The sequence below is a fragment of the Micromonospora sp. Mcm103 genome (genome assembly GCF_024519755.1).
Classification (GTDB): domain Bacteria; phylum Actinomycetota; class Actinomycetes; order Mycobacteriales; family Micromonosporaceae; genus Micromonospora; species Micromonospora aurantiaca.
This window is the reverse complement of record NZ_JALJRJ010000015.1, coordinates 1-17,115: the sequence shown is the minus strand read 5'-3', so window position 1 is coordinate 17,115 and position 17,115 is coordinate 1. Positions and strand designations below refer to the sequence as shown.

Annotated in this window: 16 protein-coding genes; 7 read left to right on the top strand and 9 right to left on the bottom strand. The window is 76.7% G+C overall.

Features of this window, described 5'->3' with window-relative positions; translation table 11 throughout:
- From OC439_RS18925 to OC439_RS18895, 7 genes are all read right to left on the bottom strand, one after another.
- Entirely contained in the window at window positions 1-1,188 is a 1,188-nt protein-coding gene (locus OC439_RS18925) for an alkaline phosphatase family protein (protein ID WP_262014582.1), read from the bottom strand.
- Window positions 1,185-1,916, bottom strand: a complete 732-nt coding sequence (locus OC439_RS18920) for a methyltransferase domain-containing protein (RefSeq protein WP_262014581.1) — start codon at window positions 1,914-1,916, stop codon at window positions 1,185-1,187. Before OC439_RS18920 ends, OC439_RS18925 begins: the two co-directional genes overlap by 4 nt.
- A gap of 31 nt (window positions 1,917-1,947) precedes the next feature.
- On the bottom strand, window positions 1,948-2,127 hold the full coding sequence (locus OC439_RS18915; RefSeq protein ID WP_013287622.1) for a hypothetical protein: 180 nt from the start codon (window positions 2,125-2,127) through the stop codon (window positions 1,948-1,950).
- Window positions 2,128-2,223: 96 nt separating this feature from the next.
- Window positions 2,224-5,574: an error-prone DNA polymerase gene (locus OC439_RS18910; protein ID WP_262014580.1), complete on the bottom strand. Its 3,351-nt coding sequence runs from the start codon at window positions 5,572-5,574 to the stop codon at window positions 2,224-2,226.
- Window positions 5,575-5,667: 93 nt separating this feature from the next.
- Complete coding sequence (locus tag OC439_RS18905; protein ID WP_262014579.1) at window positions 5,668-7,389, bottom strand: DNA polymerase Y family protein; 1,722 nt, start codon at window positions 7,387-7,389, stop codon at window positions 5,668-5,670.
- Window positions 7,386-8,147, bottom strand: a complete 762-nt coding sequence (locus tag OC439_RS18900) for a hypothetical protein (protein ID WP_262014578.1) — start codon at window positions 8,145-8,147, stop codon at window positions 7,386-7,388. The genes OC439_RS18905 and OC439_RS18900 overlap by 4 nt, the downstream gene beginning before the upstream one ends.
- 139 nt (window positions 8,148-8,286) lie before the next feature.
- Window positions 8,287-8,793 carry an SAV_6107 family HEPN domain-containing protein gene (locus tag OC439_RS18895; RefSeq protein WP_262014577.1) on the bottom strand — a complete coding sequence of 169 codons (507 nt, stop codon included), beginning with the start codon at window positions 8,791-8,793 and terminating at the stop codon, window positions 8,287-8,289.
- Window positions 8,794-9,319: 526 nt separating this feature from the next.
- On the opposite strand from OC439_RS18895, the gene OC439_RS18890 reads away from it, so the two are divergent.
- From OC439_RS18890 to OC439_RS18865, 6 genes are read left to right on the top strand one after another with little or no spacing between them, the layout of a single operon-like run.
- The gene (locus OC439_RS18890) at window positions 9,320-9,808 is read left to right on the top strand and encodes a YbaK/EbsC family protein (RefSeq protein ID WP_262014576.1); all 489 of its coding nucleotides are present in this window, start codon (window positions 9,320-9,322) and stop codon (window positions 9,806-9,808) included.
- Entirely contained in the window at window positions 9,805-10,536 is a 732-nt protein-coding gene (locus OC439_RS18885) for a monooxygenase (RefSeq protein WP_262014575.1), read from the top strand. The genes OC439_RS18890 and OC439_RS18885 overlap by 4 nt, the downstream gene beginning before the upstream one ends.
- Complete coding sequence (locus tag OC439_RS18880; protein ID WP_262014574.1) at window positions 10,533-11,087, top strand: GNAT family N-acetyltransferase; 555 nt, start codon at window positions 10,533-10,535, stop codon at window positions 11,085-11,087. The genes OC439_RS18885 and OC439_RS18880 overlap by 4 nt, the downstream gene beginning before the upstream one ends.
- The gene (locus OC439_RS18875; protein ID WP_262014573.1) at window positions 11,084-11,890 is read left to right on the top strand and encodes a carotenoid biosynthesis protein; all 807 of its coding nucleotides are present in this window, start codon (window positions 11,084-11,086) and stop codon (window positions 11,888-11,890) included. Before OC439_RS18880 ends, OC439_RS18875 begins: the two co-directional genes overlap by 4 nt.
- On the top strand, window positions 11,887-13,014 hold the full coding sequence (locus OC439_RS18870) for a glycosyltransferase (protein ID WP_262014572.1): 1,128 nt from the start codon (window positions 11,887-11,889) through the stop codon (window positions 13,012-13,014). Before OC439_RS18875 ends, OC439_RS18870 begins: the two co-directional genes overlap by 4 nt.
- A 12-nt stretch (window positions 13,015-13,026) precedes the next feature.
- Window positions 13,027-14,514 (top strand): phytoene desaturase family protein, encoded by a 1,488-nt coding sequence (locus OC439_RS18865; protein WP_262014571.1) that lies wholly within the window; start codon window positions 13,027-13,029, stop codon window positions 14,512-14,514.
- 33 nt (window positions 14,515-14,547) lie between these two features.
- Here OC439_RS18865 and OC439_RS18860 read toward each other — a convergent pair whose 3' ends face one another.
- Together OC439_RS18860 and metF are read right to left on the bottom strand one after the other, a co-directional pair.
- Complete coding sequence (locus OC439_RS18860) at window positions 14,548-15,237, bottom strand: CDP-alcohol phosphatidyltransferase family protein (RefSeq protein ID WP_013287633.1); 690 nt, start codon at window positions 15,235-15,237, stop codon at window positions 14,548-14,550.
- 44 nt (window positions 15,238-15,281) lie between these two features.
- Window positions 15,282-16,199, bottom strand: a complete 918-nt coding sequence (gene metF / locus OC439_RS18855; RefSeq protein WP_262014570.1) for a methylenetetrahydrofolate reductase [NAD(P)H] — start codon at window positions 16,197-16,199, stop codon at window positions 15,282-15,284.
- 227 nt (window positions 16,200-16,426) lie between these two features.
- Here metF and OC439_RS18850 point away from each other — a divergent pair.
- Window positions 16,427-17,115: helix-turn-helix domain-containing protein (locus tag OC439_RS18850; RefSeq protein ID WP_262014569.1), on the top strand; the 689-nt coding region annotated here is incomplete at its 3' end.

Below are 17,115 nucleotides of genomic sequence, written 5' to 3'. Positions count from 1 at the left end.
TCAGCCCCGGATCACCAGCAGCGGGACTGTCATCTCGGCGGCGGTGTCCGCGCCGTGGTACGCCACCAGCCGCGACGCCATCGGCGGTTCGGAGCGCGTGGCGACCACCGCGTACGTGTCCCGGCAGACCACCACCACGTCGCCGATGCGGGTCAGGTGTGCCTCGGGCACCGGCCCGAACCAGCCGGTCGCCACCGCCTCGGCGCGGGTCAGCACCTGCGCGGCCGGGCCCAGCACCTCGGTCCAGGCGGCCACCACGTCGGCCTCGGCGCCCGGCTCGACGTGCAGGTAGCGGACCCGGGGCTCACCGGCGACCACCCGCACCCCGGCCAGCAGCCGGGGGTCGGTGTCCAGGTCGATGCGGTGCCCGGCGGGCACGTCGAGCTGGCCGTGGTCGGCGGTGACCAGCAACGCGGCGTCCGGCGGCAGCCCGTCGACGAGCCGGGCCAGCAGGACGTCCACCTCCGTGGCGGCGGTCCGCCAGGGCGCGGAGTCGACGCCGCTGAGGTGCCCGTGCCGGTCCAGGTCGGGGTGGTAGCCGGAGACCAGTGCGGGCCCGTTCCCGGCGGCCAGCGCCGCCAGCATCCGGGCGGCGAGCGCGTCAACGCCTGCTGCGCCCCGGTAGTCGCCGCCCCGGTTGGCGGCGAGTGTGAGGCCGCTGCCGGCGAACTCGGGACGGCTGACCACCGTCACCGCGACCCCGGCGGCGCGTGCCCGCTGGTACCAGGTGGGCACCGGCTGCCAGCTCGCCGGATCGGGGTCGCCGGCCCAGTCGACGTGGTTGAGCACCCGGTCGGTGCCGGGCACCCGGACCGTGAAGCCGAGCACGCCGTGCGCGCCGGACCCGGTGCCGGTGCCGAGGCTGACCAGGCTGGTCGGGGTGGTGGACGGGAAGCCGGTGGTGAGCGGCCGGCCGGCGGTGGCGGCCAGGCCGGCGAGCGTCGGGGCGTACGGGGCGGCGGTGGGGATCTGGTACCAGCCGAGGCCGTCGACGAGCAGCACCGCGATCCGGCGTACCCCGGCCAGGCGCGGGGCCAGGCCGAGCCGGTCGGTCGCGCCCGGTACGCCGAGCAGCGCCAGCGCGCTGGGCAGCACGTCGGTCAGGGCGCCGCCGTCGTAGCGCGGCGCCACCCGGTCCAGCGGGCCGGGAGCCGGGCCGGGAGCCGGATCGGGAACCGGGCCGGTCATGCCGGGCGGCGGGCGAACAGGTGCAGCTGGGCGGCGAGATCGCGGTACGGGGACCGGGCGGCGAGGGCGCGCTCCAGCTCCACCAGGGCGGCCTGCTGGCCGTCGGCCACCGCGGCCGGAAGAAGGTCGGCGAGCACCCGTACCCCGTGGATCTCCTCCACGACGAGGCCGGCGGTGGTGAGCAGCGCGCTCGCGTCGGCGGCGTCGTAGCGGCGGCGCAGCGTGTCCCGGCCGCCGGTGGTGCCGTGCGGGTCGGCGGCGAGCGCGGCGGCGGCGTCCAGTTGCCCGTTCATCGCCCGGCCGAACACGGCGGCGGCCCGGCCGGCGACGAGTACGCTCGCCGCGCCACCCGGCCGCAACGCGGTGACCAGCGCGGACATCACCGGTTCCGGGTCGTCGACCACCTCGAGGACGGAGTGGCAGAGCACCAGGTCCACGGTGGCCGGTTCGACGAGTCCGGTGAGCGCGTCGGCGTCGCCCTGCGTCGCGCGTACCCGATCGGCGACCCCGGCCTCGGCGGCCCGGCGGGTCAGCGCGGCGAGCGCGTCGGGGCTGGCGTCGACCACTGTGACCCGGTGACCGGCCTCGGCGAGCGGGACGGCGAAGCCGCCGGTCCCGCCGCCGACGTCGAGCACGGAGAGTCGTTCGCCGGCCCGCCGGTCCAGCTCGGCCCGGAGCACCGACCAGATGACGGCGGTGCGGGGGGTGAGGGTTCGGATCTGCTCCACGCGCCGAGCCTAGTCACCCCCCGGCCCGGGTTCAGGACTCGCCGCCGCCGGCGGGGTCGTCCTCGGCGCGGGAACGCTGGTGGTTGGCCACCGGGCCGTCGGTCACCTGGTATTCCCGCGGCTCGGCCTCGTGGGTGGGTGCCCAGTCGGCGCCGAGGCGGGTCCGTCGGGCGTTCGCCACGCCACCGGCGTTAGTGCGGTGAAAGGTCATCGGTTCATCCCCCATACCCCGGGTGGGCCACTCTGCCCACCCGCGTCGGGAGTCTCCCGCCTCCGGCTCGGAGAAACCGTAATGTGGATCACTCCATCAACGGAAATCCCTGGATGCCGGTGTGACGGGGGGCTCGATCGCGTCCAGCCGGTCCGCGGTGAGGTTCGTGACGCCCTCGTGCCGCTGCAGCCGGCCCCGCACCACGAGTGCTCCGCTGGTGCGGGCGACTCGACGGTATCTCTGCCACAACCCCGGGGAGCAAGTGACATTGAGCATCCCGGTCTCGTCCTCCAGGTTGAGGAACGTGACGCCGCCGGCGGTCGCCGGGCGCTGCCGGTGAGTGACGATCCCGCCGACCCGGATCCGCTGCCCGGGTGGCACCTGGCCGAGGCGGGCGATCGGCACCGCGCCCAGTTCGTCGAGGCGGTCCCGGATGAACCGGGCCGGGTGGCTCTCCGGGGACAGGCCGGTGGCCCAGACGTCGGCGACCAGGCGGTCCACCGCGGCCATGCCGGGCAGGGTGGGCGGGTCCGCGCCGGTCACCGTGCCGGGCAGCCGGCCGGGCCGGTCCTGGGCCGCCGCGCCGGCGGCCCAGAGGGCCTGCCGCCGGGTCAGCCCGAAACAGGCGAACGCGTCGGCGGTGGCCAGCGCCTCCAGCTGCGCGGCGGTGAGACCGACGCGGCGGGCCAGGTCCGGCATGTCCCGGTACGGCCCGTGCGCGGCGCGTTCCGCCTCGATCCGCTCGGCCACGTCCTCGCCGAGGGTACGGACGCTGCCCAGCCCGAGCCGTACCGCCGGGCCGCCCAGTCCCCAGGCGTGCGGCGGCTCGCCCGGCACGCTGCCCCACCGGGTCTCCGGGGTGGACTCCAGCACCGCCTTGGCGCCGCTGGCGTTGATGTCCGGCCGGCGTACCTCGACGCCGTGCCGGCGGGCGTCGTCGGTGAGCGTCTGCGGCGAGTAGAAGCCCATCGGCTGGGCGTTCAGCAGCGCGGCCAGGAACGGGCCGGGGTGGTAGCGCTTGAGCCACGAGCTGGCGTACACCAGGTAGGCGAAGCTCATCGCGTGGCTCTCCGGGAAGCCGTAGCTGGCGAACGCGGTGAGCTTGCGGTAGACGTCGTCGGCCAGTTCGCCGCTGATGCCCCGCTCGGCCATCCCGGCGTAGAGCCGGTCGGCGATCTGCGCCATCCGCTCCACCGACCGCTTCGCCCCCATGGCCCGGCGCAGCTGGTCGGCGCCGGCCGCGTCGAACCCGGCCAGGTCGATGGCGAGCTGCATGAGCTGCTCCTGGAACAGCGGTACGCCGAGCGTCTTCTCCAGCGCGTTGCGCATCAGCGGGTGCGCGTACGTGACCGGCTCCTGGCCGTTCTTGCGCCTGATGTACGGGTGCACCGAGCCGCCCTGGATCGGGCCGGGCCGGATCAGCGCCACCTCCACCACCAGGTCGTAGAACTCGCGCGGCTTGAGCCGGGGCAGCGTGGCCATCTGGGCGCGGCTCTCCACCTGGAACACCCCCACCGAGTCGGCCCGGCAGAGCATGTCGTAGACCTCGGGGTCGTCCAGCGTCATGTCGCCCAGGTCGAGCCGGGAGCCGATCAGGTCGTAGCCGTAGTGCAGCGCCGAGAGCATGCCGAGACCGAGCAGGTCGAACTTGACCAGGCCGACGGCGGCGCAGTCGTCCTTGTCCCACTGGAGCACGCTGCGGCCGGGCATCCGGCCCCACTCCACCGGGCACACCTCGATCACCGGCCGGTCGCAGATCACCATGCCGCCGGAGTGGATGCCCAGGTGCCGGGGGAAGGTCTGCAGCTCGTTGGCGTACGCGACCACCTGCTCCGGGATGTCCGCCACGTCGACCGCGGCGACCGAACCCCACCTGTCGATCTGCTTGCTCCAGGCGTCCTGCTGGCCGGGTGAGAAGCCGAACGCCTTCGCCACGTCCCGCACCGCCGACCGGGGCCGGTACGAGATGACGTTGGCGACCTGGGCGGTGTGCTCCCGGCCGTAGCGGGCGTAGACGTGCTGGATCACCTCCTCCCGGCGGTCGGACTCGATGTCCACGTCGATGTCGGGCGGGCCGTCGCGTTCCGGGGCGAGGAACCGTTCGAACAGCAGCCGGTGCCGGACCGCGTCCACGTTGGTGATGCGCAGCGCGTAGCAGACCGCCGAGTTGGCCGCCGACCCCCGGCCCTGGCAGTAGATGTCCTGCGCGCGGCAGAACGCGACGATGTCGTAGACCACCAGGAAGTAGCCGGGGAAACCGAGGTCTTCGATCATCCGCAGCTCGTGTTCCAGCTGCGCGTACGCCTCCGGGTGCGCCTCGGGCGGGCCGTAGCGCTCGCGGGCGCCGTCCATGGTCAGCCGGCGCAGCCAGCTCATCTCGGTGTGCCCGGGCGGCACCGGGTACGCGGGCAGCTGCGGCGCCACGAGCTGAAGGTCGAAGGCGAGTTCCGCGCCGTACTCGGCGGCCCGTGCCACAGCGCCCGGGTACGCGGCGAACCGCGCCGCCATCTCCGCGCCGCTGCGCAGGTGGGCGGTGGCCGCGGCGGGCAGCCAGCCGTCGATCTCGTCGAGGCTGCGCCGGGCCCGGACCGCGGCGACTGTGGTGGCCAGCCGCCGCCGTCCCGGGGTGGCGTAGTGCACGTTGTTCGTGGCGACGGTGGGCAGCCCGGCCGCGGCGGCCAGGTCGGCGAGCGCGTCGTTGCGGTCGGCGTCGACCGGGTGGCCGTGGTCGGTCAGCTCCACCGCCACCGTCTCCGCGCCGAACAGCGCGGTGAGCCGGTCCAGTTCCCGGGCGGCCGCGTCGACGCCCTCGGTGAGCAGCGCCGCGGGCACGTGCCCCTTGCGGCAGCCGGTCAGCACCAGCACGTGGTCCCGCAGCTCGGCGGCGATCTCCTCCAGCTCGCCGTAGACCGGGCGGCCCTTCTCCCCGCCGCGCAGCTGGGCCCGGGAGATGGTGGCGGCCAGGCGCGCGTACCCCTCGTGGCCGTGCGCGAGCACCAGCAGGTGCCGGCCGAGCGGGTCGGGCTCGCCGTTCTGCGGGCCGGGCAGCCCGAGGGACAGCTCCGCGCCGAAGATCGTCGGCAGCCGCAGCGCGCGGGCCGCCTCGGCGAAGCGCACCACGCCGTAGAAGCCGTCGTGGTCGGTGACGGCGAGCGCGGTCAGCCCGAGCCGGGCCGCTTCCTCGGCCAGTTCCTCCGGGTGGCTGGCCCCGTCGAGGAAGCTGAAGTTGGAGTGCGCGTGCAGCTCCGCGTAGGGCACCACGCCGTCCGGGCGGGCCAGCTCCGGCGGCCGGTATTCCTGGCGCTTGCGGCTCCAGGCCGGTGAGTCGCCGCCGTCGGCGTCGACCGCGAGCGGGTCGACCACGTGCAGGTGCCGCTCACCCCCGCCCCGGCCGGAGAGCACCTGCTCCAGCTTCGACCAGGGCATCTTCGGGTTGTGGAAGCTCACCCGCGCCCGCCTCGCCCTGCACCCGGCCGCCCGAGATGTTGGTACGAAACGGCCCCTGGAGGGGCGCTTTCATTCCAAGATCTTCCCCGGCACTCAGTCATAGATCGCCTCCACCAGCCACTGCCCGCCCTCGACCGCGAGCAGCAGGGCGGCACCGTCGGCCAGGCTCACCTGGAACCGGGCCCGGCGGCGCGCCTCGGCCGGCGCCCACCAGCGCTCGTCCACCGGCCACGGACCGGTCCAGCCGGTGATCTCGGCCGGGCGGCCGTCGCCGACGGTGAGCCGGGCCGGCGCCGCGCTGACCGCCAGCCGCGCGCTCACCACGACCGGCTCCCCGGCCGCGTCACGCACGTCAGCCGGCAGCGGGGCGGGCAGGATCACGGCCGGTGACGGTGGCGGGATCCGGCCCGGCCACGGCGGCTCGGCCACCGCCCGGCCCCGCCCGGCCCGCCGCCCGGCACGCACACCCGAAGCCGGTACGACGACCGAGGCGGACGCGGCACCCGGAGCGGCCCCGACAGCCGGGGACGGCGACGCGGCCGGAGCCGGGGACGCCGGAGCCGGTGACGGCAGGGGTGGCGGGCCGGGGCGGGCGGGCGCCCGCTCGTCGCCCCACGGCACGAGGCGTACCTGGTCGGCCGGGGACCGCCCGCCGCCGAGCACGGCGGTGACCACCGCCTCGGGGCCGAGGATGCCCTGCACCCGGCTCAGCGCCCGGTGCGCCCGCTCCCGCTCCTCACCGGTCTCCCCCCACAGCCCGGGTTGCAGGCCCGCCTGGGCGAGCACCCCGTCGGGCACCAGTCGCAACCGGACGATCCCGGCGGTGGGCCGGGCCGGACGCGTCCCGCCCCGGCCGTTGCTGCCGGAGAGCCAGCCGTCGAGCTGCCAGCGGACCCGGTCGGCGACGGCCGCGGCGGTGAGCAGGCCGTCGTGCCGCCAGACCCGGTGCAGTTCCTGGCCGTGGGCGGTGACCGCCTCGATGCCGAGGCGGGTGCAGGCAAGGCCGTACCCGGCCAGCCGCTCGTGCAGCCGCTCGGCGAGCATGCGGGCGGCGAACGCGGCGGCGTCGACCCGGTCGACCGGCTCGTCGTAGTCGGCGGTGACGGTCAGGTCGGCGGGCGGCTGCCGGACCGCCAGCGGACGGTCGTCGCGGCCACCAGCGAGCCGGTGCGCCAGCGCCCCGTCGAAACCGAACCGGGCCAGCACGTCCCCGGCGGGCAGCGCCGCGAAGTCGCCGAGGGTGCGGACGCCGAGCCGGCGCAGCAGGTCGGCCAGCGCGGGCCGGCCGAGCGCCTCGACCGGCCGGGCGGCCAGGAACTCGCGGGTGCCGCCGGGGGCCACGATCCGGCCCTCCCGGGCGGCCAGCCCGGCCGCGAACACCCCGTCGGCGATGCCGGCCTGGCTCTCCACCGCGCAGCTCTGCGCGACGTGCTCCACGATCCGCTCGGCCGCCGCCTCCTCGCCGCCGAGGTAGCGGCTCGGCCCCCGGGCCGCCGTGGCGCAGGCGCCGGGCCGGATCACCTCGACGCCGGCGACCACCTCCTCCACGGCGGCCACCACCGGCTCGAACGCGCGTACGTCCCGCCCGGGGTCGTGGTCGACCACCGTCAGGTGCGGGCAGCGCCCCTGCGCCTCGCGGCGGCGCAGCCCGCGCCGGATGCCCTCGGCGCGGGCCCGCTCGGAGCAGGCGATCACCCGGTTGGCGTGCAGCACCACGACCGGGTCGGTGGCGGGCACCCCGTCGACGATCTCGGCGGCGAGGACCGGCCAGTCCGGGCACCAGAGCAGCAGCGTCCGCTGCGGTTCGCCGCTCACGCCGGACCGGCCGCGGCGAGCGTACGGGCGGGTGGGGCGACCACGCGCAGCCGGCGCGACGGCGCGGCGGACGGGACGCCGAGCCCCGCCGAGCGGGGGATCACCCGGGTCAGCTCGTCGCCGGGCAGCCACACCTTGATCTCCTTGGGGCGGGCGGCGGCGCCCCGGCCCCGGGCCGAGACGGTCACCTCGCGGCGGCGCAGCCGCCCGCGACCGGCGCCGAGCCCCTGCCAGACGCCCCGGACCACCTGGAGCGTGACGTCCGCGCCGTCCCACCGCCCGTACGGGACCAGGACGCTTCCGCGCTGCCGGGCACGGGCGGCCAGCCGGGTGGCGACCGAGGCGGAGACGGTGGCCGGCACGGCGGTGACCACCACGTCGACCCCGTCGATGAGCGCGGCGACCACTGTGGGCCACTCCGGCCCGGGGTCGGGCACCAGGGCCAGCCGCTCCAGGGCGATGCCCGCCTCGGCGGCGGCGGCGGCCCCGAAGGTGGGTACGCCGACCACCGCGCACCACGAGCCGGCCCGGGACGCCTCGGCGAGCAGCGCGATGATCAGCGAGGTGGCGCCGCTGCGCCGGGGCTGGCCGGCGCCGACCGCGACGGTGCTGCCACGCCGCAGACCGCGGTTGGGCAGCAGCCCGGTCAGCTCGGCCCGCACGGGCAGCACCCGGTGGCCGCCGGCCGGGTCGGGCGCGCTCGCCGGACGGACCAGATCGGCCAGGGCGGCGGAACCGACCACCATGCGGCCCGCCATCGGACCAACCCCCCGTCGTGTTTCGCCACGGGCTCGCCCGTGGATGGTGCTGTGGATCGTGTCGTGCGCGGCACGCGTGTGCCGTGGGTGCGGCGCCCGGCCACCCGGGGTCCCGCCGGTGGTGGCCGGGCGCCACGAATCAGGCGGCGGCCGCTCCGGGCCGCGACGGCGGGGAGTCGGAGGCGCCGAGCCGCAGCGGGCGGGGCAGGCCGTCGAGCGCCGGCTGGTGGGCCAGGCCGAGCGCGGTCTCCACCACCGTCACGAACTCCTCGGCGGCGCGCAGCAGGTCGTCGGCCTCGCGGGCGGTGACCACGCGGGGGATGCCGGCCTCGGCGGCGGCCCGTTTGCTCGCGCCGGCGGCGAAGTAGGCGGCCCACTCGTCCAGCTCGGGGGCGACGGTGGCGAGCAGCACCCAGACGCTGGTGATCCGGTGCCGGCGGGTGGGCGCGGGGCGGGCCCGGGCGGCGAGCACGGCGGCGGCGGCGCGCAGCGCCGCGAGATGGGCGGCGGCGTACCGGAGGCCGTCGGGTCGGGTGCGGGCGGCCTCGGCCAGCCCGTCGCGGGCCACCGCGAGCAACTGGGCGGGGGTGCGGTGCGGCAGCACGTGCGCGGGCACCGTGGGCGCCTGGGCCGGACTGGTCGGCATGGGTCTCTCCTCCGCGTGTGGCCGGGGCGGGCGGTCGCGCGACGGTGGACGTCGCCCGGTCGCCCGGAGCGGTCGGTGCGGAGGAAGACGCACCTTGGTGGCGGCCGGCCGGATGTGGACGCTTCCCCACACCCACACCCGGCCGGCGTGCCGGCGGGTCCGTCGCCCGCCGCCCGGGGGTCGTGGGCGGCGGGCGACGACCTGCCTGACGGGCCCGGACTCGCGACTGTCCGAGACCCGGTGCGGCCCGCGGTGCCGCACCTCCCGGAAGCCGGTGCCGCGAAACACCGCTTCCGGAGCGTTCGACGAGTGCGCGACCGGCTCGGATCAGGCCGGGCCAGCCGGGGAGCTGAGCCGCTTGCCGTTCAAGCCGAACCTGACGTCGAGCCGCAATCGAACACTCGTTCTAACTACCCTGACAGTACACCTCCCCTCCGACGAAAACGCAACGTGTGACGCGCCGGGGACGCACGGGAGGGCGACGGCCCCCGGCGGGGCCGTCGCGAGGTGGGGGAAGAATGGGTGCATGCAGCCACACCCGAACGTGCAGGCGGTGCAGCGCGCGCTCGACGACGCGGGCGCGCGGAACGGATCGGGCGAGGCCAGCCTCGTCCGACTGCTGCCCGACGCGGTGCACACCGCCGCCGCGGCGGCCGAGGCGCTCGGTGTCGCCGTCGGCGCCATCGCCAACTCGCTGATCTTCGACGCGGACGACGCGCCGCTGCTGGTGCTCACCTCCGGCGCGCACCGGGTGGACACCGCCGGGCTGGCCGCCGGGCTGGGCGTGACCCACCTGCGCCGGGCCACCCCGGAGTTCGTCAAACGGCACACCGGGCAGGTGATCGGCGGCGTCGCACCGGTCGGCCACCCCGCGCCGCTGCGCACCGTCGTGGACACCGCCCTGGCCGGGTACGACGAGGTGTGGGCCGCCGGCGGCGTACCCCGGGCGGTGTTCCCCACCACGTACGCGGAACTGCTGCGGATCACCGCCGGCACCCCGGCAGAGGTGGCGTGAACCCCGGACTCGTCACGCTGCACGTGTGGCGTGTGCCCCGCCGGGCCGTACCCGGTGTGCTGGGCCGGATGGCCACCCACCCGGCGCGGCTGCGCCGGCTGCCGGGGGTCCGCTTCGCCAAGCTGCTCGGCACCGGGACCGGCACCGGCTTCGGCCCCGGCGACGCCGACCTGACCCGGTGGGCCGCGCTCGTGGTGTGGGACTCCCCCGCCGACGCGGCCGGGTTCGACACCTCCCCGGTCGCCCGTTCCTGGGCCCGGATCGCCGACGCCGCGGTACGGGTCGATCTGCGCCCGCTGACCAGCCGCGGCCGGTGGTCCGGCCGGGAGCCGTTCGGCGCGCCGGCCGGCGGACGGGTCACCGGGCCGGTGCTGGCGCTGACCCGGGCCCGGTTGCGGGCCCGCCGCGCGGCCACGTTCTGGCGGGCGATCCCGCCGGTCGCCGCCGAGCTGCACGCCGCGCCCGGCCTGCTCGCCCGGTTCGGCGTCGGCGAGGCGCCGCTGGGCTGGCAGGGCACGGTGAGCGTGTGGCGCGATCCGGCGGACCTGGTCGCGTTCGCGTACCGTTCCCCGGAGCACCGCGCCGCGATCACCCGTACCCCCACCGAGGGCTGGTACGCGGAGGAACTGTTCGCGCGGTTCGCGGTGGGCGACGTGGTCGGCGACCGTACGGTGCTGGGCTGGGCCGCCGCCGAAGGCGACCCGGAAACATCGAGAGGGTACGCATGAGGCTGGTGCGGTGGACACCGGACGACCTGGTCCGGCGGCTGGACGACGTGGTGGCCGTCTACGGCGAGGCGATGGGCTACCGGCCCGACCTGCTGGAGGCCCGCCGCGGCTACATCGCCACCCACGTGCGACGGCCCGGCTTCCGCGCCGTCGCCAGCCTGACCAGCGAGGGACACCTGGCCGGTTTCGGGTACGGCTACCGGGGCGCCACCGGGCAGTGGTGGCACGACCAGGTGCACCGGGCGCTGAACGCGCAGGACCGGCAACGCTGGCTGGCCCACCCGTTCGAGGTGGTGGAGCTGCACGTCCGGCCGCCCGCGCAGGGGCACGGCCTGGGCGCACGCCAGTTGCGCGCACTGCTCGCCGTGGCCGAGGGCGACACCACGCTGCTGTCCACGCCGGAGGCCGACGAGGAGAAGTCCCGGGCCTGGCGGCTGTACCGCCGGTTCGGCTTCGTCGACGTCCTGCGGCACTTCCACTTCCCCGGTGACGAGCGGCCGTTCGGCGTGCTCGGCCGGGACCTGCCGCTGCCCCCGCCGGACGCTTCATGAGGGGGCGGCTGCCCTGGGCGCTGCTGGCCGTGCTGGTGCTCGCCCAGATCTGCTACCCGCTCACCGGCGGCGCGACCCGGGCCGGGCTCACGGTGGCCACAGTGGTGCTCGGCTGGCTGCTCTCGGTCGGCCACGCGCTGCTCACCCGGGGCGTCCGTACCGCCGTCGCGCTGGTCGCTGTCGTCACCGGCGGCGGGTTCGCGGTGGAGGCGATCGGTGTGGCCACCGGGTTCCCGTTCGGCAGCTACGACTACTCCGGCGAGCTGGGCCCGAAGCTGGCCGGGGTGCCGCTGATCATCCCGCTCGCCTGGACCTGGATGGCCTGGCCGGCGTGGCTCACCGCGGTCCGGCTGGTCCGCTCCCGGGTCGCCCGGATCGCGCTCTCGGCGGTCGGGCTGGCCGCCTGGGACCTGTTCCTCGACCCGCAGATGGTGGCCGAGGGCTACTGGACCTGGCTCGACGCCACCCCGGCGCTGCCCGGGCTACCCGGCATCCCGGTCAGCAACTACCTGGGCTGGCTGGGCTTCGCGGTACTGCTCGCCGTCGCGCTGCGCCCGCTCGCCGGCCCGTCGGTGGACCGGGTCGACGGCCGGGACGCCCCGATGTTCGCGCTCTACCTCTGGACGTACGCCTCCAGCGTGCTGGCGCACGCGGTGTTCCTGCGGCTGCCGGCGTCGGCGCTGTGGGGCGCGGCCGGGATGGCGGTGGCGGCGGTGCCGCTGGCGGTGACGCTGTGGCGGGCCCGCCGGCGGGACCGGGCCGGCACGCCGGAGCCGGCGCCGCGCGTCGACGCCCCGGCATGATCGCCGTCCTCGCGCTGGCCGTGGCGGTCGCCGCGCTGACCGGGCACACGCTGGTCAACGCGTACGCCTGGCTGCGCCGCCCCGGCGCCGGCCCGGCCGAGGTGACCGAGCCGGTGGCGGTGCTGCTGCCGCTGCGCGACGAGGCCGAGCGGGTCACCCCGTGCCTGCGCGCGCTGCTGGCCCAGCGCGGCGTACCGGACCTGCGGATCGTGGTGCTCGACGACGGCTCGACCGACGGCACCGCCGACGTGGTCCGCGCGGTGGCAGGCGACGATCCCCGCCTCACGCTGCTCACCGGCGTCGCCCCGCCGCCGGGCTGGCTGGGCAAGCCGCACGCCTGCTGGCAGCTCGCCACCCGTACCGGCCCGGAACCGGCGGTGCTGGCCTTCGTCGACGCGGACGTGGTGCTCACCCCGTACGCGGTGGCGGCGGCGGTGACCGAGTTGCGCGCGGCCGACGCGGCGCTGCTGTCGCCGTACCCCCGGATCGTGGTGCGGACGGCGGCCGACCGGCTGGTGCAGCCGTTGCTGCAGTGGTTGTGGCTGACGTTCCTGCCGCTGCGCGCGATGGAACGCTCACGGCGGCCGTCGCTGGCCGCGGCGGGCGGGCAGTTCCTGGTCGTGGACCGGGCCGGCTACCTGCGGGCCGGCGGGCACGCGGCGGTGGCCGACAAGGTGCTGGAGGACATCGAGCTGGCCCGGGCGGTGAAGCGGGCCGGCGGGCGGATCGCGCTGGCCGACGGGTCCCGGCTGGCGTCCTGCCGGATGTACGACACCTGGCCGCAGCTGCGCGACGGCTACACGAAGTCGCTGTGGGCGACGTTCGGGCACCCCGCCGCCGCGGCGGCCGTGCTGGCGCTGCTGGTCGCGCTCTACGTCGCGCCGCCGCTGCTGGCTCTCGGGGCGCTGCTCGCCGGCGCGCCGGCGGTGGCCGCGGTGGCGTTCCTGGCCTACCTGGCCGGCGTCGCCGGGCGGGTGGTCAGCGCCCGCGCGACCGGCGGACGGGCGTGGCCCGACGCGCTGGGCCACCCCGTGTCGGTCGTGGTCCTCGGTTGGCTGACCGTCCGGTCGTACCATCTGCGGAAGCGACACCGGCTCACCTGGCGGGGTCGCCCGGTCACCTAGGAGGGGCACGCCATGGCGCGCATCGTGGTCATCGGCGCCGGGGTGGGCGGGCTAGCCACCGCCGCCCGGCTCGCGGTCACCGGGCACGAGGTCACCGTCCTCGAACGGGCCGGCACGGTCGGGGGGAAGCTCGGCCGGTACGCCCACCACACCCCGGAGGGGGTGTGGCACTTCGACACCGGGCCGAGCCTGTTCACCCTGCCGCAGGTCTTCCACGACCTGTTCGAGGCGACCGGGGCGAAGCTCGACGAATACCTCGACCTGGTCCCGCTGGACCCGATCGTGCGGCACGTCTTCCCCGGGGGCGGGCCCACGCTCGACTCCTGCGCCGACCCGGACGAGTTCGCCGCCCGGATCGGCGCCGCGTTCGGGGACCGGTCCGCCGCCGACTGGCGCGGGCTGTGGCGGCGCGCGGACCGGGTGTGGGCGGCCTCGCACCGGGACATCCTGCGCCGTACCGTCGACTCGCCCCGTGACCTGGCGGCGCTGGCCTGGCGGCTGGGCGACCTGGCCGCCATCGGCCCCGGCCGCAGTCTGCGCGGGCTGGGCCGCCGCCACCTGTCCGACCCGCGGATGCGGATGCTGCTGGACCGGTACGCCACGTACACCGGCGCCGACCCGCGCCGCGCCCCGGCCGCGCTCGTCGCCGTCCCCTACGCCGAGTTGGCGTACGGCGGCTGGTACCTGCGCGGCGGGCTGGGCACGCTCGCCGACGCGCTGCTGTCGCGCTGCCTGGACCTGGGTGTGGTGGTACGCACCGACGCCACGGTCACCCGGATCGACGCCGCGGGCGGGCGGGTGCACGGGGTACGCGTGGCCGGGTCCGCCGCGCCGGTGCCCGCCGACGTGGTGGTGGCGAACGTGGACGCGCTCACCCTCTACCGGGACCTGCTGCCCGACCCGCGCCGGCTGGCCGCGCTCGCCGACCGCAGCCTGGCCGGGTTCGTGCTGCTGCTGGGCGTACGCGGCGACTCCGGGCTGGCCCACCACACCGTGTTCTTCCCCCGCGACTACGACGCCGAGTTCGACGCCGTGTTCGGCGACCCGGGTCGCGGGGTACGGGCCCGCCCGGCGCCCGACCCGACCGTGTTCGTCACCGCCGCCGACGACCCGGCGGTCCGCCCGGACGGCCACGAGGCGTGGTTCGTGCTCGTCAACGCGCCCCGCCACGGGACCGCCGCGAGCGCTGTGGACTGGCGGCGGCCGGGCCTGGCCGAGGCGTACGCGGACCGGATCCTCGACGTGCTGGCCGAGCGCGGTGCCGACGTGCGGGACCGGCTGGTGTTCCGGGAGATCCGCACCCCGGCCGACCTGGACGCGGCCACCGGCGCGCCGGGCGGGGCGATCTACGGCACCGCGGGCGGGCTGCTGCGCCCGGCCAACCGGGGGCCGGTGGCCGGGCTCTGGCTGGTCGGCGGCTCCAGTCACCCGGGCGGCGGGCTGCCCATGGTGACGTTGTCCGCGGAGATCGTCGCCGAGGCGGTCGGCCCGGCCTGGTGAGGTGTCGCCGACCGCCGCACGGGCGCGCGGCGGTCAGCCGGCGTCGACCAGGGCGCGGCGGACGGCGGAGAGCAACTGACCGAGGCCGAACCCGGCGAGCAGCACCCAGACCGTGGTGGCCATGGTGATCGTGCCGGCGGTCAGGTCGGCGTCGATCAGCCCGGTGAGCCCGGCGACCAGCAGCCCGACCAGCGCCACGCAGACCCGGGTGGGCCGCTCCCCCACCGTCACCGCGCCGATCTCCCGCATCCCCGCCGAGACCGCGCGCGCCCGCACGTACTCGTGCAGCCAGGACAGCCCACCGGCCGCCGCGACCAGCGCGCCCGGCGCGCCGAGCAGCCAGAACGCAACCAGCCAGGCCACCTCGCCGAGCCGGTCGGCGACCGAGTCGTACACGTAGCCCAGCCGGGTGGTGCGGCCGGTCGCGACCGCCACCGCGCCGTCCACGCTGTCGGCCACGGCCGCCAGCAGCACGAACAACGCGCCCAGGAACGGCCCGTTGCCGGGCCGCTCCACGAACAGGGGTACGCAGAAGCAGAGCAGCACCCCGAACACGGTCACCGGGGTGGGGCCGACGCGCAGCCGGCCCAGCACGTAGCCCACGTGGTAGGCGAAGCGCAGCCAGGCGCGCACCACCGGCGCGGCGGTACGCGGATCGAAGCCGCCGTGCAGCCGCGCCCACGCGGTCGCGTACTGGTCCCAGTTCAGCTGTGTGCCCACCACGGATCAACCGTAGAAGCACGGCGCGGGTGTCGTGTGGCGGGTGGTCACACCCGCGCGGCGGCGCGCAGCCGCTGCCACACCTCCCGGGTCGCGGTGGACCGGTTGAGGGTGATGAAGTGGATCCCCGGCACGCCCTCGTCGAGCAGCTTCTCGCACATCTCGCCCGCCTGTTCGACGCCGAGTCGGCGGACCGCCTCCGGGTCGTCGGCCACCCGCTCGAACCGCTGCGCCAGGGCGGGCGGGAACGGCGCGCCGGACAGCTGCACCGAGCGTTCGATGGTGCCGATCTGGGTCACCGGCATCACGCCGGCCAGGATCGGGGTGTCGCAGCCGGCGGCGGCGACCCGGTCGCGCAGGCGCAGGTACTCGTCGGCGTCGAAGAACATCTGGGTGATGGCGAACTCCGCGCCGGCCCGGCACTTGCGGACGAAGTGCGCGGTGTCGCTGGCCACGTCCGGCGAGCGCGGGTGCTTGTACGGGAACGCGGCCACGCCGACGCTGAAGTCGCCGCTGTCGCGGACCAGCCGGACCAGGTCCTCGGCGTACCGGACGCCCTCGGGGTGGGCGATCCACTCGCCGCCCGGGTCGCCCGGCGGGTCGCCCCGCACGGCCAGCACGTTGCGGACCCCGACCGAGGCCAGCCGGCCGATCACGTGCCGCAGCTCGGCGACCGAGTGGTTCACCGCGGTCAGGTGCGCCATCGGCAGCAGCGTCGTCTCGGTGGCGATGCGTTCGGTCACCGCCACCGTGGTGTCGCGGGTCGAGCCGCCCGCGCCGTAGGTGATCGACACGAACGAGGGCCGCAGCGACTCCAGCTCGCGGATGGCCTGCCAGAGCAGCTTCTCCCCGGCCGGGGTCTTCGGCGGGAAGAACTCGAAGGAGAACGTGGGGCGGCCGTCACGGATCAGCTCCCCGATGGCCGGCTGGGGATTGGGAAGGACCGAGGGAAGACCGAGCGCCACGGACCGACTGTAACCGGGACGGCACGCCGCACCGGGAATCTTCCCAGCCCGCGAACACCTGTCCCGGCGCGACGTCGTACCCCGGGGGTAGAAATGCGGCAGCGCGGTGGGGCGGCCGACGGCCGTTCCGGGGGCCCGCGCGGGGGTCGCCACGACGGCGACGCACCGGCGCCACCACCTGGCCGGGCGTCCGCGTCGCCATCCGCGCCGTCGCCCCGGAGGTTCCGATGATCCCGTCCCCGCCGCCGGCCACGCGCCTGCTCGGGCCGCTGCTGGCCGAGTTGCGGGCCGCCCGTGGCTGGAGCCAGCAGCGGCTGGCCGACGAGCTCTGCGCCGCCTCCGGCGTGCCCACGCTGACCCGCAACGAGGTGTCCCGCTGGGAGCGCCAGCTGCGGCTTCCCGGCGACTTCTGGTCCGCCTGGCTGGCGACTGTCCTGCGGGTGCCGGGCGAGGTGCTGGCCGGGGCCGCCGCCCGCAGCCGCCGGCTGGGCGTGGCGCCCGCGGTGGTCGACCCGGCCGGCTCCCGGGCCCGGCTGGCCCTGCTCACGCTCGCGTACCGCTGGGCGGCCGACCCGGGCGGCCGCACGCCGGCCGGTCCGTTCGCCGCCGCGCCGCCGCGGCACGGCCGTCCCGGGCGGGACGACGGGGGCACGCCGGCGGACGAGGCCTTGTCGCTCGGCGTCCCGCGCGGGCCGGACGAGCCCGCCGGCCGTGGTCACCCGGCGGACCGGGTGACGCTCGCCACGCTGCGGCGCTGGGACGACCTGCTCGGCGGCGGCGACCTCGCCGGGTACGGCGCCCGCCGGCTGCGGCACGCGGTCCGCGGCTACCGGCGCGCCGGGCCCGCCGGCCGGCGCGCGTTACTGCCCGCGCTCGCCGAGTCGGCGCAGCTCGCCGGCTGGCTGGCCGCCGACGC

Bases quoted from the DNA above. Each gene is read 5' to 3' on its own strand.
- OC439_RS18880 (WP_262014574.1), top strand. From the start codon at position 10,533: ATGAGGCTGGTGCGGTGGACACCGGACGACCTGGTCCGGCGGCTGGAC.
- OC439_RS18890 (WP_262014576.1), top strand. From the start codon at position 9,320: ATGCAGCCACACCCGAACGTGCAGGCGGTGCAGCGCGCGCTCGACGAC.
- OC439_RS18915 (WP_013287622.1), bottom strand. From the start codon at position 2,127: ATGACCTTTCACCGCACTAACGCCGGTGGCGTGGCGAACGCCCGACGG.
- OC439_RS18900 (WP_262014578.1), bottom strand. From the start codon at position 8,147: ATGGCGGGCCGCATGGTGGTCGGTTCCGCCGCCCTGGCCGATCTGGTC.
- OC439_RS18870 (WP_262014572.1), top strand. From the start codon at position 11,887: ATGATCGCCGTCCTCGCGCTGGCCGTGGCGGTCGCCGCGCTGACCGGG.
- OC439_RS18875 (WP_262014573.1), top strand. From the start codon at position 11,084: ATGAGGGGGCGGCTGCCCTGGGCGCTGCTGGCCGTGCTGGTGCTCGCC.
- OC439_RS18865 (WP_262014571.1), top strand. From the start codon at position 13,027: ATGGCGCGCATCGTGGTCATCGGCGCCGGGGTGGGCGGGCTAGCCACC.
- OC439_RS18925 (WP_262014582.1), bottom strand. From the start codon at position 1,188: ATGACCGGCCCGGTTCCCGATCCGGCTCCCGGCCCGGCTCCCGGCCCG.
- OC439_RS18895 (WP_262014577.1), bottom strand. From the start codon at position 8,793: ATGCCGACCAGTCCGGCCCAGGCGCCCACGGTGCCCGCGCACGTGCTG.